At 63.7% G+C, this 14,381-nt stretch carries 11 protein-coding genes; 2 read left to right on the forward strand and 9 right to left on the reverse strand.

Features of this window, described 5'->3' with window-relative positions; all coding sequences use genetic code 11:
- Positions 1-418: 418 nt before the first annotated feature.
- The 3 genes from tyrS to ACIQXM_RS00015 form a co-directional block, all read right to left on the reverse strand.
- Positions 419-1,732: a tyrosine--tRNA ligase gene (tyrS, locus tag ACIQXM_RS00005; protein WP_400927661.1), complete on the reverse strand. Its 1,314-nt coding sequence runs from the start codon at positions 1,730-1,732 to the stop codon at positions 419-421.
- A 19-nt stretch (positions 1,733-1,751) separates the two neighbouring features.
- Entirely contained in the window at positions 1,752-4,019 is a 2,268-nt protein-coding gene (locus tag ACIQXM_RS00010; protein WP_400925773.1) for a HelD family protein, read from the reverse strand.
- A 167-nt stretch (positions 4,020-4,186) separates the two neighbouring features.
- Complete coding sequence (locus tag ACIQXM_RS00015) at positions 4,187-4,744, reverse strand: adenine phosphoribosyltransferase (RefSeq protein ID WP_400925776.1); 558 nt, start codon at positions 4,742-4,744, stop codon at positions 4,187-4,189.
- Positions 4,745-4,921: 177 nt separating this feature from the next.
- On the opposite strand from ACIQXM_RS00015, the gene ACIQXM_RS00020 reads away from it, so the two are divergent.
- The gene (locus tag ACIQXM_RS00020) at positions 4,922-5,917 is read left to right on the forward strand and encodes an aldo/keto reductase (protein ID WP_400925779.1); all 996 of its coding nucleotides are present in this window, start codon (positions 4,922-4,924) and stop codon (positions 5,915-5,917) included.
- A 109-nt stretch (positions 5,918-6,026) separates the two neighbouring features.
- Here ACIQXM_RS00020 and ACIQXM_RS00025 read toward each other — a convergent pair whose 3' ends face one another.
- The gene (locus ACIQXM_RS00025; RefSeq protein ID WP_400925782.1) at positions 6,027-6,674 is read right to left on the reverse strand and encodes a DNA-3-methyladenine glycosylase; all 648 of its coding nucleotides are present in this window, start codon (positions 6,672-6,674) and stop codon (positions 6,027-6,029) included.
- Between the two features lie 79 nt (positions 6,675-6,753).
- On the reverse strand, positions 6,754-7,602 hold the full coding sequence (locus tag ACIQXM_RS00030; RefSeq protein ID WP_400925785.1) for an SRPBCC domain-containing protein: 849 nt from the start codon (positions 7,600-7,602) through the stop codon (positions 6,754-6,756).
- A 394-nt stretch (positions 7,603-7,996) separates the two neighbouring features.
- Here ACIQXM_RS00030 and ACIQXM_RS00035 point away from each other — a divergent pair, with 394 nt between their 5' ends.
- Positions 7,997-9,676: a DUF222 domain-containing protein gene (locus ACIQXM_RS00035; protein WP_400925788.1), complete on the forward strand. Its 1,680-nt coding sequence runs from the start codon at positions 7,997-7,999 to the stop codon at positions 9,674-9,676.
- Between the two features lie 190 nt (positions 9,677-9,866).
- Here the strand turns inward: ACIQXM_RS00035 and ACIQXM_RS00040 are convergent, their stop codons facing one another.
- From ACIQXM_RS00040 to ACIQXM_RS00055, 4 genes are all read right to left on the reverse strand, one after another.
- The gene (locus ACIQXM_RS00040; RefSeq protein ID WP_400925791.1) at positions 9,867-10,703 is read right to left on the reverse strand and encodes a maleylpyruvate isomerase family mycothiol-dependent enzyme; all 837 of its coding nucleotides are present in this window, start codon (positions 10,701-10,703) and stop codon (positions 9,867-9,869) included.
- A 250-nt stretch (positions 10,704-10,953) separates the two neighbouring features.
- Complete coding sequence (locus tag ACIQXM_RS00045) at positions 10,954-11,472, reverse strand: pyridoxal 5'-phosphate synthase (RefSeq protein WP_400925794.1); 519 nt, start codon at positions 11,470-11,472, stop codon at positions 10,954-10,956.
- 149 nt (positions 11,473-11,621) lie between these two features.
- Positions 11,622-13,079, reverse strand: a complete 1,458-nt coding sequence (gene argH, locus ACIQXM_RS00050) for an argininosuccinate lyase (RefSeq protein ID WP_400925797.1) — start codon at positions 13,077-13,079, stop codon at positions 11,622-11,624.
- 3 nt (positions 13,080-13,082) lie between these two features.
- On the reverse strand, positions 13,083-14,291 hold the full coding sequence (locus ACIQXM_RS00055) for an argininosuccinate synthase (protein ID WP_400925800.1): 1,209 nt from the start codon (positions 14,289-14,291) through the stop codon (positions 13,083-13,085).
- Between the last annotated feature and the right edge of the window lie 90 nt (positions 14,292-14,381).

Genomic DNA, 14,381 nt, shown 5'->3' on the forward strand with positions numbered 1-14,381 from the left:
TTTTTCTTTTCTCTTCGCTGCAGTGTTTCTTTATTCTATTTCATCCGGACCGTGTTTGGCAATTCGGGATAATTCCCGAAGACTGCTTCATTTTGGCCGGACGAACCCACCACGAAGCATCCGGATTATCTCCGCTGCTGTGTTGTGGGATGTTGCCGGATCCGGGAGTCTCGCTTGCAGACCATGTCCGCTGGGCGCTCTCCGGGGCAACTCACTCAACTTTACACAGAGTCGCCGGACCGTGCAAGCCGGGACCCTGTGATCTGCTGCACGCTGGGAATCCGTGAACCCCGGGGTAAGCAGAAGGCCGGCTTTCGAGCTTCTGTCACCCCGGATGTCCAGGGTGACAGGAGCCGAAATCCGGCCTTCTAGTGGTTGATCAATGCATGATCAGAACACGCTGATCAACGAGGTGAACTCAAGAATCACTGACTTCCACAGTGGCCAGAGTGCGCTTGCCTCGGCGCAGCAGCAGATACTTGCCGTGCAGCAGGTCGGCACTTCCTATGACTGTCTCCGCATCTGTGATTTTGCGGTTGTTGACGTATGCCCCGCCTTCAGAGACCGTACGCCGCGCGGCGGAGTTGGTGCCGGACAGTCCGGAGGCAACCAACAGGTCAATGATTCCCAGTCCGCTGCTGTTCACAACCACCCGAGGGAGTTCCGCAGTTGCTGCGCTCAGAGTGGCTTCGTCCAAGTCGCTGATTTCACCCTGCCCAAACAGTGCGGCAGAGGCGGCAATAACCTTCTCGGTTGCTTCCACCCCATGGATCAAGGACGTCACATCGTAGGCCAGCCGACGCTGCGCTGCCCGCTTGTGCGGTTCCTCGGCAACCGAGACGGCAAGCTCTTCGATTTCCGCCCTGGTCAGGAAGGTGAAGACCTTGAGCCGGTCCACGACGTCGGCATCCGATGTGTTCAGCCAGAACTGGTACATCGCGTACGGGCTGGTCATGGCACTGTCCAGCCAGATGGCGTTGCCCTCGCTCTTGCCGAACTTGGTGCCGTCCGAGTTGGTGATCAACGGGGTGCCCAGGGCATGGACGCTCTTGCCCTCCACCTTGCGCACCAGCTCGGTGCCCGAGGTGAGGTTGCCCCACTGGTCTGATCCGCCGGTTTCCAGCACGCAGTCGTAGTCGCGGAAGAGCTGGAGGTAATCCATGCCCTGCAGCACCTGGTAGCTGAACTCGGCGTAGGAAATGCCTTCGTCGGAGTTGAGGCGCGAAGAGACGATCTCCTTCTTGATCATCGTGCCCACCCGGAAGTGCTTGCCGATGTCCCGCAGGAAGTCGATGGCGCTCATGGGCGCGGTCCAGTCAAGGTTGTTGACCATCTGCGCAGCGTTCTGCCCCTCGAAACTGAGGAAGCGCTGCACCTGTCCCTGCAGGTAGCCGACCCATTCGGAGACGGTTTCCTTGGTGTTCATGGTGCGTTCGGCCGTCGGGCGCGGGTCACCGACCAGGCCGGTGGATCCTCCCACGAGGGCCAGCGGACGGTGGCCGGCCAGCTGCAGGCGGCGCATCGTCAGCAGCTGCACCAGGTTGCCCAGGTGCAGGCTCGGCGCTGTGGGATCGAAGCCGCAATAGTAGGTAATCGAATCCCCGGCGAGCAGTTTCTCCAGTTCGGCTTCATCGGTGGAGACCTGAACCAGGCCGCGCCACTTCAGTTCCTGCCAAACGTTGTTGAAAGTCGGATCATTCTTCTGGGCGCTCAGGCCCGCTGGGGTTTCGATAGTCACGTCTTCCAAAATATCAGTCTTCTTCTTCCACAATGCCCGCGGGGACCGCTCCGGCGGCAATAAGACGCAGGCGCTGCGTAGGACGGGTCATCGCAACGTACAGGTCCCCCACCTTTCCGGCGGCAGCGGTCAGCAGTTCTTCCGGCTCAAGAATGACGACGCCGTCGAACTCCAGTCCCTTGGCTTCGCGCGGCGAAGTGACCACGATGTCCTGTTCCAAGCCGCCGGCTCCGGTGCCCAGCCGCTTGCCGTACACCGCACCGACTTCCCGGCGCACGGCGTCGAGGTGGTGTTCCTCGGCGATGATCGCCAGCAGGCCCCCTTCCAGGGCTGCCAGGTCCTCCGGCAGGGTCTCCATCAGGCGGGCAACAAGCCCTCCCTCGGGAACCCGGTCAACGAACGGCGCCCAGCGCCCCTCGCGGACCGCCTTAGGCGCGGAAACCACCAGTCCTGCGGCGTTGGCCATGCGGACCGCAGCTTCGGCAATCTGCGCCGGAGTGCGGTAATTCACGGTCAGCTCTTCCAGCGTCCAACGCTCCCCCACGAAAGGCGTCAGCGCCTGCTGCCAGGAGGTGGCGCCGGCGGCGGAGCTGGTCTGGGCAATGTCACCCACCACGGTAAAGGACTTCAGCGGGCAACGGCGCATCAGCAGCCGCCACTGCATGGCGGAAAGTTCCTGCGCTTCATCCACCACAATGTGCCCAAAGGCCCAGGTGCGGTCGACGGCGGCGCGGTCGGCCGCCGTCAGGCGTGCCTCCCCTACCGTGTTGTGGTCCGCCAGGTCCTCGGCCGAGAGAATCCCGTGGGCACCGGAATCTTCCAGGAAGCCTTCGGTGTTTTCGATGGCCCGCTCGGCGTTGGCCAGGTCCCGCTTGCGCTGTTCTTCGCGCAGGGCAAGGTCGCGGCCGGCGGAGGCATCCAGCTCCCCCAGCAGTTCGGCTGCCTCATCCAGCAGCGGAACATCCGCTTCCGTCCACGCCGCATCCGGGCTGCGGCGCAGCAGGCGGATTTCTTCGTCGCTCAGGTCGGGAGCTGCCCCTTCAAGGTGTCCGGGCTTGCTGAAGAGTTCGGAGAGCAGTTTCTCCGGCGTCATCGGCATCCAGCACAGGTTCAAGGCCACGCGCACGTCACGGGAGGCGCGCACGTCCTCCGCCAGATACGCGCGGTCGGTGCTGTTGCCGGCACCGGCAGACTCTTCGAGCTGTTCCGTGAGCTGTTCGGTGAGTTCGCGCAGGAGGATCTTCACGAAGGTAACGCGCGCCTCGTTGTGCGGTTTGCCGGTGGCCCGCGCCTTGTCCCGGGCACGCTGGACCATCTTCGGCGTCAGCGTGAGGATGGTTCCTTCCACGTTCAGCTTCCGCGGCTCCAGCAGCATGCGCTGGCGGTTGGCAACTGCGCGCGCGACGACGTCGGCCATGGAGATCCGGCCCTTGATCTCGGCAACCTGCGCGTTCTCTTCCGGAACGGCGGTGATGCCCGGCATGAGCTGTCCCAGGCTGGACATGACGACGCCGGTCTCGCCCAGGGACGGAAGGACGCGTTCGATGTAGCGGATGAACGCATTGGAAGGACCAACAAGCAGCACGCCGGCGGACTTGAGCCGTTCGCGGTGCGTGTACAGCAGGTACGCCGCACGGTGAAGCGCTACGGCGGTCTTTCCGGTTCCCGGTCCGCCCTGGACAACGAGGGTGCCTGCCAGCGGCGCACGGATGATGCGGTCCTGCTCGGCCTGGATGGTGCCGACGATGTCCGACATCTGGCCGGTGCGCTTGGAGTTCAGGGCGGCCAGCAGAGCACCTTCGCCCTGCAGCGCTTCTTCTTCCTCGAGCATGCTGTAGTCCAGCACGTCGTCTTCGATGGCCTGGACGCTGCGGCCCTTGAGGATCAGGTGGCGGCGGCGTCGAACGCCTTGGCGTTCAAAGGCTGTTGCCTGGTAGAAGGTGCCTGCTTCCGGCGCCCGCCAGTCCACCATCAGCCGCTGCAGATCAGCGGTGGAGAGGCCAATCCGGCCGATGTAACGCTCCTCGCCGTCGTCGAGGTCCAGCCGGCCGAATACCAGGCGGTCGTCAACGGCGTTCAGCTGCGCCAGACGGTCCTCATACATGGTGGCAAAGGCGTCGCGCTCGGAGCGGTTCTGATGTGAACCGGCCGAGGTGCTGCGCCGCACCTGGGCCAGCTGCTCGCGCTTTTCTTCACGGAGTTCATCGAGTCGTGAGTACAAACCGGCGACATAGTGTCGCTCATGTTCCAGCTCATGGTGGGCAGAAGACGTTTCAGGCATGTTCGCGTTCCCTCTCGCAAAGGCAGACCCACAAGTTTAGCGTGCATTTGGACTTTTTCCATGCACTGAGCTATTTAAGTGACGCCGGCCCTTGCCGGATGGGTCTAAGTGCGTCTCACTCCGGAGACGCGGTGATGCTCCGCCGTGCGGAAGAGCGGAAGATGTGGCTAGTAAGCGACCAGGGCGTGCACCGGGTAACCTGCCAGCGCGGCGCGTCCGCCGAGGTCGTTCAGTTCCAGGACGACGCCGAATCCGGCCACTACGGCCCCGGCCTTTTCGATGAGCCGGGCCGTTGCACCGAGGGTCCCGCCGGTAGCGAGCACATCGTCCAAGATGAGGACGCGGGAGCCGGCCGGAATGTCATCCTGGTGAACTTCCAGCGTGTTCTCGCTGTACTCCATGGAGAAGCTTTCGGAAAACACGCGGCGCGGCAGCTTGCCGGGCTTGCGGATGGTGATGACGCCCTTGTCAGCTGCGTAGGCCGCGGCTGCGGCGAGAAGGAACCCGCGGGCTTCAACCCCGGCCACGTAGTCGAAACGTCCCTCATACTCTTCCAGCAGGGCATCGACAACGCCGCGGAACGCGGGACCGTCGGCAAAAACGGGTGTCAGGTCGCGGAAGACGACTCCCGGCTTGGGGTAATCCGGCACAATTGCGCCCAGTCGTTCAATGGTGTCGGCAATGGGCTCAATGTTCTGTGCGGCGTCCGCGGGCGTTTCTTTCACCCATCCACCTTACCCGCTCAGCGGCGGGAGCCCGTGGCCGAGCGGGGCGGCTGTGGCCCTTCTCTCGACGGCCCTCGGCGTCGAAGGGCGGCGGAATAAAGCCTCCGGGGAGGCAGTTGCCACGTTTGAGCGGGACCTTCGGAGAGGTCCCGGAATCAACAGCAAGGATTTATACACATGGTTAACCTGCACGAAGTGCTGAAGAACAAGATCGGATTCGGGACGGCTCCGCTGGGAAACATGTTCCGTGACATCCCCCAGGACGAGGCACTGGCCACTGTCGAAGCCGCTTGGAACGAAGGCATCCGTTACTTCGATACCGCTCCGTTCTATGGAGCCGGGCTGGCGGAATCCCGCTTGGGTGAGGTGCTCTCCCAGCATTCACGCGACGAATTTGCCCTGAGCACCAAGGTGGGACGGCTCATCCTGGACGAACAGGAAGAGAAGAGCGACGGCCTCTTCAACCACGGACGGGCGAATAAGATCGCCACTGATTACACGGCTGATGCCACCTTGCGGTCCATCGAGGAAAGCCTGACGAGGCTGAAGACGGACCGCTTGGACTTTGTCTTCATCCACGACACATCCCGGGATTTCCTGGGCGACGAATGGGTAGCAAAGTTCAATGAGGCCCGGACCGGTGCGTTCCGCGTTCTGGCCCGGCTGCAGGACGAAGGCGTGATCCAGGGCTGGGGCCTCGGGGTCAACACCACCGAACCCATAGAGCTGGCCATGGACATGGATGTTGCAGCTCCGACCATGAGCCTCTCCGCCACCCAGTACACCCTGCTGCAGCACGAGCGTGCCCTGCAGCGCATGATGCCTGCTGCACAGGAAAAGGGTGTGGGAATCGTCGTCGGCGGTCCGTTCAACTCCGGTGCCCTGCTGGGCGGAGACTACTTCGATTACGCGGAGATTCCTCCGGCGGTCAAGGAGCGGATCAAGCGGCTGACGGACATCGCCCAGCGGCATGACGTGAGCCTGAAGGCAGCTGCCCTGCAGTTCTCCGCGGCCCACCCCGCTGTGGCTGCGGTCATTCCCGGCTCCAGCCGGCCCGAGCGCGTTAGTGAGGATGTTGCGGCAATGAAGGCATCAATTCCCGGCGCCTTCTGGGACGAACTGCTGGAAAACAAGCTGATCTCTGCGCAGGCGCCCCTGCCGTCTGCAGCATAGAAAGACCCTGCATCCCGCAGGATCCGGGTTGGGCGGCGTCCGGGAGGTTATCCCGGACGCCGCCTTTGCGTTTTCCGGCAGCGGGCCCAACTATTAGGGCCTTTTCCGTTTACCGGGCAGTCGCACCGGCTGCATTCCGGCGCTTGCGGGCGACTGCCGGACGGTATTTCGAGACGGTGGGATCGGCGGTCAGCCAGAAACGCCACGGGTATTCGTCAGTGCCGCCGGCTCCGCTGACTCCCACTCGGGGGCCGGAGGAAATTAGTGCGTCTGCCACCGGCTGATCGGGCAGTTCGAGGCGCAGCGGAGCAGCAAAGACGTCGGCTCCGTCAAGTTCCCGGTTGATGCCCAGTGCCTGGGCCAGCCGGGCCGGGCCGCGGGCCAGATCCAGGTCTGTGCGCGGATTGTTGCGTCGTACCCGTGCGGTTTCGATTCCTTCAACTATCTCCCCGCCCCGCAGCAGCAGCCCGGTGGCAAACCCTTCATCACCGCAGACCACGTTGGCGCAGTAATGCATTCCATACGTGAAGTAGACGTAAAGATGGCCGGCGGGACCGAACATGGTGTTGTTCCGTGCCGTGCGTCCGCGGAAGGCGTGGGACCCGGGGTCAACATCGCCCATGTAGGCCTCCACCTCGGTGATTCGGACGCTCACCGGGCCCCCGCCGTCGTCGTGCGTGAGGACCGATCCCAACAGGAGGCGGGCGGCACTGGTGGCCGGCACCGCAAGCCGTGACCTTGCGCTTGTGTCTTCCATGCTTTGACCGTAGCAACTGCAGGGCGGGTCAGCAGAATCAGCGGCCCAGAGCCGGACCCCATGCTTCCCTGCGGCCGGGTTAGACCATGGACCGGTAAAACTGCTCCAATGCCGCCAATCGGTGCGAATTTGGGTGTGGCATGCTGCCGTCAAGCTGATCGCGAACCGCGTCCAGCGTCACGTGCCAGGCAGCAAGCAGCTCCGCCGTCTGGTCCTGGCTTCCGGTTACGGGCTGGTGGAGCGTGAGCCTTGTTTCATCGCCGTCGTCAGCCATCTCCATCCGGGCCTCTGCGCCCAGATTCAGCCTGCGGGAGGCGGCGTCGGCCGCAGCTTCCACGTCCTCGGACGGAGCGCGGTACCACCGCTCAAAAACAAGTTCGGCATCGCGTCCCGAGCCTGTGACCAGACCCATCGTGGGTGAGATGTCAAAGTCCTTGGCGTAGGCATCCCGCAGCGTCAGCCATTGCTCCATACTGTCCGGCTGGGGTTCCGTGCCCGCTGCGACGTGGGCGAATGCGTCCAGAATGCCCTGCCAGCCCGCGCTGCCCTCAGCCAGGAAATCAGGGGTGTCAGTCCGGGAGCGAAACAGCAGCAACGCTCCCCCGCTGCTCTCCAGCACCTGCCATTCCAGAACGGAGTCTGAGCCCAGCTGGTCTTCCCACGTGATCTGCAGGCTCGAGCGGGGTTCCAGCTGGAGCACCGTTCCGGAGCTGGTGCCCCCGTCCATATCCAGCGTGTATTCCTTGCCCAACTGCCATTCAGGGTTTACCTGCCCGAGCCAGAGGGAGATCTTCTCGGGGTTGGTCAGGATGTCCCAGATGTGTGCTGCGGGATAGTCGAACTGGCGGTCAAAGGCCAAAGCAAATCCGTCTGAAAGCTTCTCGATGCGGCCTTCGGGAACGGGCGCGGAGCTGAACTGTCCTGGCATCACAAGGTCCTCCTGTCCGGAATCCACCGGGGTGGGCTTTTCCAGCCTAGCTTCCAGCCCGAAGTACCGTAAGGCTCGCAGGACAGGGTCAGGGACCCGTCACACTACTCGCTTTTTTCCACGTATCACTTGGCTATCCGGCCGGGCGAAAGGGGCCGGAAATGTCGGTGGCGGCTGACAGCCTTCAGTCATGGATACGACGACGGCGTACGGAAAGCGGGCAGACCCTCCTCCCGATCCTTTGTGGTTTCCCGATTCGGGCTGGCCCCGCGGCCGGAATGATGAGGGGTGCTCAGAGAGCGGGCTTGCAGCGTGGGTTGAGGGCGTGGCGCGGGAAGCAGATTCCACAGCATGGGGAAGTGCACCAGATGAAACCGGTGCAGATGAAGGATTAATGTTCTCTGCCGATCACCTTCGGGGCAGCGGTTGCCTTCCTCTGTCGGCTTCAGGGTTTCCCGACGGCCTCAGCGGCTGCTTGAGGCTAAGCCCGGCCGGTTCCTTGAATCAGGAGCGAACGGGGTCGGCGTTGCAGGGTCTGCGGCTGCTGGAGGGTTGGGCAGCAGCGGCTAAGGTGCGTCTGATCTATCGGCAGCATGTGCTGATGATGGAGGAACTCCAATCTTTCAACGCTGAGCGTGCGGCGGAGGATGCAGTCAGGGGCAGAGCTGCTGTTCCGCGAGCAGTGGACGCCGGTCTGGCCTTCAGTCTCACCGCGACTGAGGTAGCAACGATGCTTGGCATCCCGGAGGGGACAGCCAAGGCCCTTGTTGATGAAGCCTGCGAACTTTGTGAACGATGCCCCAGCACCTTGGACGCGCTGGAACGAGCGGCAATCACTCCGGCCCAGGCCCTGACAATCCTTGACCAGACGCGTTCCCTTGTCGCAGAGGAGCTTCCTCCCCCTTCGGTTCCTGCCCGGGAGGCACAGGTTTTTCCTCCCGGTGCAGCCCATGCCATGGAACAAGAGTTATTAAAGCTGGCCCCGGGACTGACGAATGCGCAATTGGTCCGGAAGGCACGCCGCCTTCGGGAAAGGAGCTATCCGGAAACCATTCCCGTACGCCACCGCAAAGCATTTGAGCAGCGGAGGGTCTGGTTCCAGCCGCAGCCCGACGGCATGGGACACCTCACGGCATATCTGCCCGCGGACAAAGGACAGGGTATCTTCGGCGCGCTCACCGGCGCGGCGCGCGGTGAACAGCTTCTGGGCGACCCGCGCGGCTTGGACCAGCTTCGGGCTGACATCCTGGCCAGTCTGCTCCTGCACACACCCGAACCGTGGATCGGCGAACCGGAGGTCTGTAGCGACCGAGATGACTCCGAGACCGGGGCTGGTGCTGGGATCAGGAATACATCCTCCGTCCAGAGGACGGACGCTGCCGGAGGTGGGGCGGTCGCGAGAGATGAATGCGAGACCAGGCAGAAGGGTGCACCCAACGTGAGAAATGAGCGCCAGACCGGCCCCGGAGGCATGCGCGGCACTCCTCAGCTTCCGTCCGGAACCGTCGCGGAGATCATGGTGCTCATCAACGCCGACACGCTCTTCGGCGCCGACAATGCCCCTGCAGAACTCGCCGGCTACGGACCTATCAGTGCGGAGGCCGCCCGCAGGCTCGCCCGAACCGCCTGCCGGTGGACCGGACTGGTCCAAGACGCCCGCACAGGCGAAGTTCTGGGAGTGGGACGGCGGCGAAAGGTGCCGGCCGGCCTGCGACGCTGGCTGCAGGCGCGGGATCAAACGTGCCGGTTCCCGGGCTGCAGTACCGGCACGGCCAGGACCGAAACGGACCACACCATTCCGTGGGCACAGGGTGGTCCAACCGAGCATTGGAATCTGGCGAATCTCTGCAAGAAGCACCATCGGCTGAAAACCCTGGGTCATTGGAAAGCCCAACAGGTATCACCGGGCGTGCTGGAATGGATCTCCCCTTTGGGACGGCATTATCAAACCCAGCCGGAACTCACCCTCGGCCAACTCCGACCCGCTCTGAACTCACCGCTTGCTCACACAGAGTTTGAATTGGGCTCGAACTCGGGCTCGGCCTCGAAGGACGGCGACCCGCCGCCGTTCTGATCTCTGCCGGTATTCCCGACTGATCTCTCGTGGCGTTCCTGACTGATTTCTCCCGGTATTCCCGACTGATTTCTCCCGCTGTTCCCGACTTTTTTCTCCCGCTGTTCCCGAACGGTGAACTGAATGAGACCGGACGCGCCGGTAGGTGAACGGCCAGCACCCGGTTGACAGTCTGCTGGCTCCGCGGCCGCTACTTGGCCGGGATGCCTGACGGCCAAGGCAGGAGGTTGGGAAGGTCAACAGCATCGGTGTCCGCTTCAACCCGCAGGCTTCCCAAGTTGGGGGTTCTGCCGGCGAGCCAAGCGGCGATGTCTGTCGCCATGCCGTCCACCGAGACAGTGTTTCCGCCAACCACTACAGTGCTTCCGTCGGCCGCAGATCCCGATTCCAAGGGAACGGCTGCGAGGACACGAGGGGCCATTCCCCTCGGCTGGATCCTCAGCCGCACTCCGGAAGGGACCCGGGCGGCAAGGAAACCAAAGAGATGCTCGCATAACTGCGGGGACCAGGCATCGGCTTCGCCTCCGGTTCCCAAATCGGTGCCGTGAATAACGAGTTCACGCCACAGTGCCAGTCCGCCGTCCCGCACCACTCCGCCGCGGTACGAGATCGGAGTGCGCCAGTCGGACTCCTGCAAGTTACGGAAGGCGGACAACGCGCTGTTCAAACTTGCTCCCAGCTGCTGTCGGTGCTGCTCGGCTGAGCGCACGGCTCCTTCATCGATGGCCCGGTTGCGGCCGTCCGACCCGCCGTCATAGAGGCCGATGGTCTCGCCGTCCGCAGCGTATCGGAGCTGTCGTTCCATGGCATCAGCAACTCCGGCCACGTGCGCCATAATGTGGCCCCGTGACCATCCCGGAAGGCGCGACGCATCGCGGACATCGGCATTCTGCAGACAATCCGCGTGCTCCATAAAGCCCGCTGCAGCGGACTCCAGATAAGACATCAGCCGGGAAGAAGACGGCCGGGGCGAGGGCTTGGGAACGGAGGGCCGGGAGGAACCCGCGGCATCGGAGGGACCAGTCATTGACACACCATAGAGCGCGGGAACCGGTTTGCCACTACTCGGAGCGACGCTGAGTGCACCTGGCTTTGGTGCACCGCACTTTGCGGCACCGGCACTCGAGTGAACCGGGCTCTAGGGCACCCGGAGACCCGGCACGTGTCAGAAGCTACAACCGGGCCAATCCTGTACTGCGTCTTCATGTGTTCAAAGCTGGTTCAAAGCTGGACCAGAACTGGTGTGGAACTGGTGTGGAACTGGTTTTATCTCTGATTCAGAGCTGGTAACGGTGGCGGATGTGCCGTCGGCTGGGGTCGGCCTGCCAGAACTCAATCTCGACGGGCTGCAGTGCGAACAGCTGCCACTCGGGGTTGGCCGAGCCGTCACCGGCAGGACGTTCGTCCCAGTCCCGTGCCGATGCCTCCTCGGACAGCTGGACCACGCTGCCGCTGACCCGAATTTGCCGCCCCAGCTCCGCCCAGTAAAAGTTCATTGCGGCACGGGGGTTGGCTGAGAGCTCCCGGCCCTTTCGCGAGGTGCGTGAAGTCGCAAAGTGCCAGCCGTCATCGTCCAGGTTTTTCAGAATGAGCATCCGCGACGACAGGTTCCCGCCAGCGTCTGCCGTAGCCAGCGAAAAGGCATGAGGCTGGCGGACGCCGGCGGTGAGGGCTTCGTCGAGCCAGGAACGGAACAGTTCAGCAGGATCAACCGGCGCTTGGGCAGGGTCGAATCCCGGAAGATTTTCAGGGAAGTCAGGCAATGCGCGCAGCATCAATCGGAAGGAGTCGCTCATGGCCTAAGGGTAGCGGCCGGATAGGCGGCACACCCACGGCGCTCCAAGCCACACGGAAAGCATCCCCGGAGAACCCGGAAGGACCCCGGAAGGCGATCAGCTCTCCGGGGCCCTTCCGGGGGTTGCGTGTCTTGAGACAGCGGCTCTGGTCAGGCAGCGTAGCTGCGAGCCGTCTCCAACTCAGACTTCAGGGCTGCGAGCTGCGCTTCAACGGCAGAGCGGGCGGTTCCGCCCTGACCGCTGCGGCTGTCCAGGGATCCTTCGGTGCTCAGGACGGAGCGGACCTCCGGTGTCAGGTGAGAAGAAATACCTGCATACTCCTCGTCGGTCAGGTCCCAGAGCTCGACGCCGCGGTTTTCCGCCAGCTTCACGGCTGCACCGGAGAGTTCGTGCGCTTCGCGGAACGGCACACCCTGGCGGACCAGCCACTCGGCAATATCTGTGGCGAGGGCGAAGCCCTGCGGAGCCAGCGCCTGCATCCGCTCGGTGTTGAACGTGAGCGTGGCGATCATGCCTGACACCGCGGGCAGCAGCACTTCAAGGGTGTCGGCGGCGTCAAACACCGGTTCCTTGTCCTCCTGCAGGTCGCGGTTGTAAGCCAGCGGAAGACCCTTGAGCGTGGCCAGAAGCCCGGTGAGATCACCAATCAGGCGGCCGGCCTTGCCTCGGGCCAGCTCCGCTACGTCAGGGTTCTTCTTCTGCGGCATGATGGACGAGCCCGTGGAGAAGGCATCATCGAGTGTCACAAAGGAGAACTCCTTGGTGGCCCAGATGATGATTTCCTCGCTGATGCGGGACAGGTCCACACCGATCATGGCGGCCACCCAGGAGAACTCGGCATAGACGTCGCGTGAAGCGGTTCCGTCGATGGAATTCCAGACGGCTGAGGTGAATCCGAGCTCGGCGGCCACCGCGTTGGGATCCAGTCCCAGCGATGAGCCGGCCAAAGCACCGGAGCCGTACGGGGACACCGCTGCGCGCTTGTCCCAATCAACCAGCCGCTGCACATCGCGCAGCAGAGCCCAGGCATGCGCCAGCAGGTGGTGGCTGAGCAGCACCGGCTGGGCATGCTGGAGGTGGGTGCGTCCGGGCATGGCCACGCCCAGGTGCTTTTCCGACTGCTCAACCAGGGCGTCAATCGTTGCCAGGACCCCGGCTGCGATGATGCGGGCATGGTCGCGCAGGTACATCCGGCCCAGGGTGGCGATCTGGTCATTACGGGACCGGCCCGCGCGCAGCTTTCCGCCCAGGGCAGGTCCGGCCCGCTCGATCAGTCCGCGTTCCAGGGAACCGTGCACGTCCTCGTCGGACTCCGCCGGTGTGTAGGCACCCGAGCGGACATCGGCGTCGAGCTCGTCCAGCGCGGCGAGCATGCCCTCGAGCTCGGCGTCGTCGAGCAGGCCGGCCGTGTGCAGCACCCGGGCATGGGCCCGGGAGCCGGCAATGTCATAGCCGGCAAGCCGCCAGTCGAAGTGGGTGGACTTGCTCAGCGCCGCGAGGGCGTCAGCGGGGCCGCCTGCAAATCGGCCGCCCCACAATGCGCCCTGGACGGTGGAACCTGCTGCTGCGGGTCCGGCCGGTTTGACCGGCGGCTTGCCGTGATTCATTTCTTACTTACCTTCTGCCAAACGCTGGTCGCGGCCGGAGGCCACCTTGGAGGACATGCCGAACAGTTCGATGAAGCCGCGGGCCATGGACTGGTCGAAGCTGTCACCGGTGTCGTAGGTGGCCAGGTTGAAGTCGTACAGCGAGGAATCCGAACGGCGCCCGGTCACTACCGCGCGGCCGCCCTGCATATTCATGCGGACGTCGCCCGAGACGTACTTCTGGGTGTCCTCCACGAAGGCGTCCAGGGACTTCTTCAGCGGCGAGAACCACTGGCCGTCGTAGACCAGCTCGGTCCAGCGCTGGCCAACGGTCTTCTTGAAGCGGGCCTGCTCGCGCTCAACGGTGACGTTTTCGAGTTCACGGTGGGCCGTCATCAGGGCCATGGCGCCGGGAGCTTCGTAGATTTCGCGGCTCTTGATGCCCACAAGGCGGTCTTCCACAATGTCGATGCGGCCAATGCCCTGGGCACCGGCGCGGCGGTTCATTTCCTCAATGGCCTGCAGCGGAGTGACGGGCTTGCCGTCGATGGCCACCGGAACGCCTTCGCGGAACGTGATGACCACTTCGTCGGCCGGAAGGCCGGCGGCGGGATCGGAGGTGTACTCGTAGACGTCGGGGGTGGGACCGTTCCAGATGTCTTCCAGGAAGCCGGTCTCCACTGCGCGTCCCCAGACGTTGGCGTCGATGGAGAACGGGTTCTTCTTGGTGGTGACGATGGGAAGGTTCTTCTGCTCGGCAAAGGCAATGGCCTTGTCACGGGTCAGGGCCAGGTCGCGGACGGGTGCGATGCACTTCAGGTCCGGGCCCAGGGTCTGGATCCCGACCTCGAAGCGGACCTGGTCGTTGCCCTTGCCGGTGCAGCCGTGGGACACGGTGGTGGCGCCGAACTGGCGTGCCGCTGCCACGAGGTGCTTGACGATCACCGGACGGGAAAGGGCGGAAACCAAGGGATAGGAATCCATGTAGAGGGCGTTGGCCTTCAGGGCCGGCATGCAGTACTCGGAGGCGAATTCGTCCCGGGCATCGGCAACATAGGCTTCGACGGCGCCGCACGCCAGGGCACGCTGGCGGATGGTTTCCAGGGACTCGCCACCCTGTCCAACGTCCACCGCCACGGCGATGACTTCGGCACCGGTTGCTTCGGCGATCCAGCCGATTGCCACCGAAGTATCAAGGCCACCGGAGTAGGCCAGAACAATGCGTTCACTCACGAAATATGCTCCTCTTGCGTAGTGCGCAGCCGCTGCGGGCTGCTGTGTTGATGAAGGTAGGTGGAAAGTTACGGGGCCGGAACCGGGAAC

Origin of the sequence: Arthrobacter sp. NPDC097144, assembly GCF_044762205.1 — a bacterium.
Classification (GTDB): Bacteria; Actinomycetota; Actinomycetes; order Actinomycetales; family Micrococcaceae; genus Arthrobacter_B.

Bases quoted from the DNA above. Each gene is read 5' to 3' on its own strand.
- ACIQXM_RS00010 (WP_400925773.1), bottom strand. From the start codon at position 4,019: ATGCCTGAAACGTCTTCTGCCCACCATGAGCTGGAACATGAGCGACAC.
- ACIQXM_RS00020 (WP_400925779.1), top strand. From the start codon at position 4,922: ATGGTTAACCTGCACGAAGTGCTGAAGAACAAGATCGGATTCGGGACG.
- ACIQXM_RS00025 (WP_400925782.1), bottom strand. From the start codon at position 6,674: ATGGAAGACACAAGCGCAAGGTCACGGCTTGCGGTGCCGGCCACCAGT.
- ACIQXM_RS00030 (WP_400925785.1), bottom strand. From the start codon at position 7,602: ATGCCAGGACAGTTCAGCTCCGCGCCCGTTCCCGAAGGCCGCATCGAG.
- ACIQXM_RS00035 (WP_400925788.1), top strand. From the start codon at position 7,997: ATGTTCTCTGCCGATCACCTTCGGGGCAGCGGTTGCCTTCCTCTGTCG.
- ACIQXM_RS00040 (WP_400925791.1), bottom strand. From the start codon at position 10,703: ATGACTGGTCCCTCCGATGCCGCGGGTTCCTCCCGGCCCTCCGTTCCC.
- ACIQXM_RS00045 (WP_400925794.1), bottom strand. From the start codon at position 11,472: ATGAGCGACTCCTTCCGATTGATGCTGCGCGCATTGCCTGACTTCCCT.
- argH (WP_400925797.1), bottom strand. From the start codon at position 13,079: ATGAATCACGGCAAGCCGCCGGTCAAACCGGCCGGACCCGCAGCAGCA.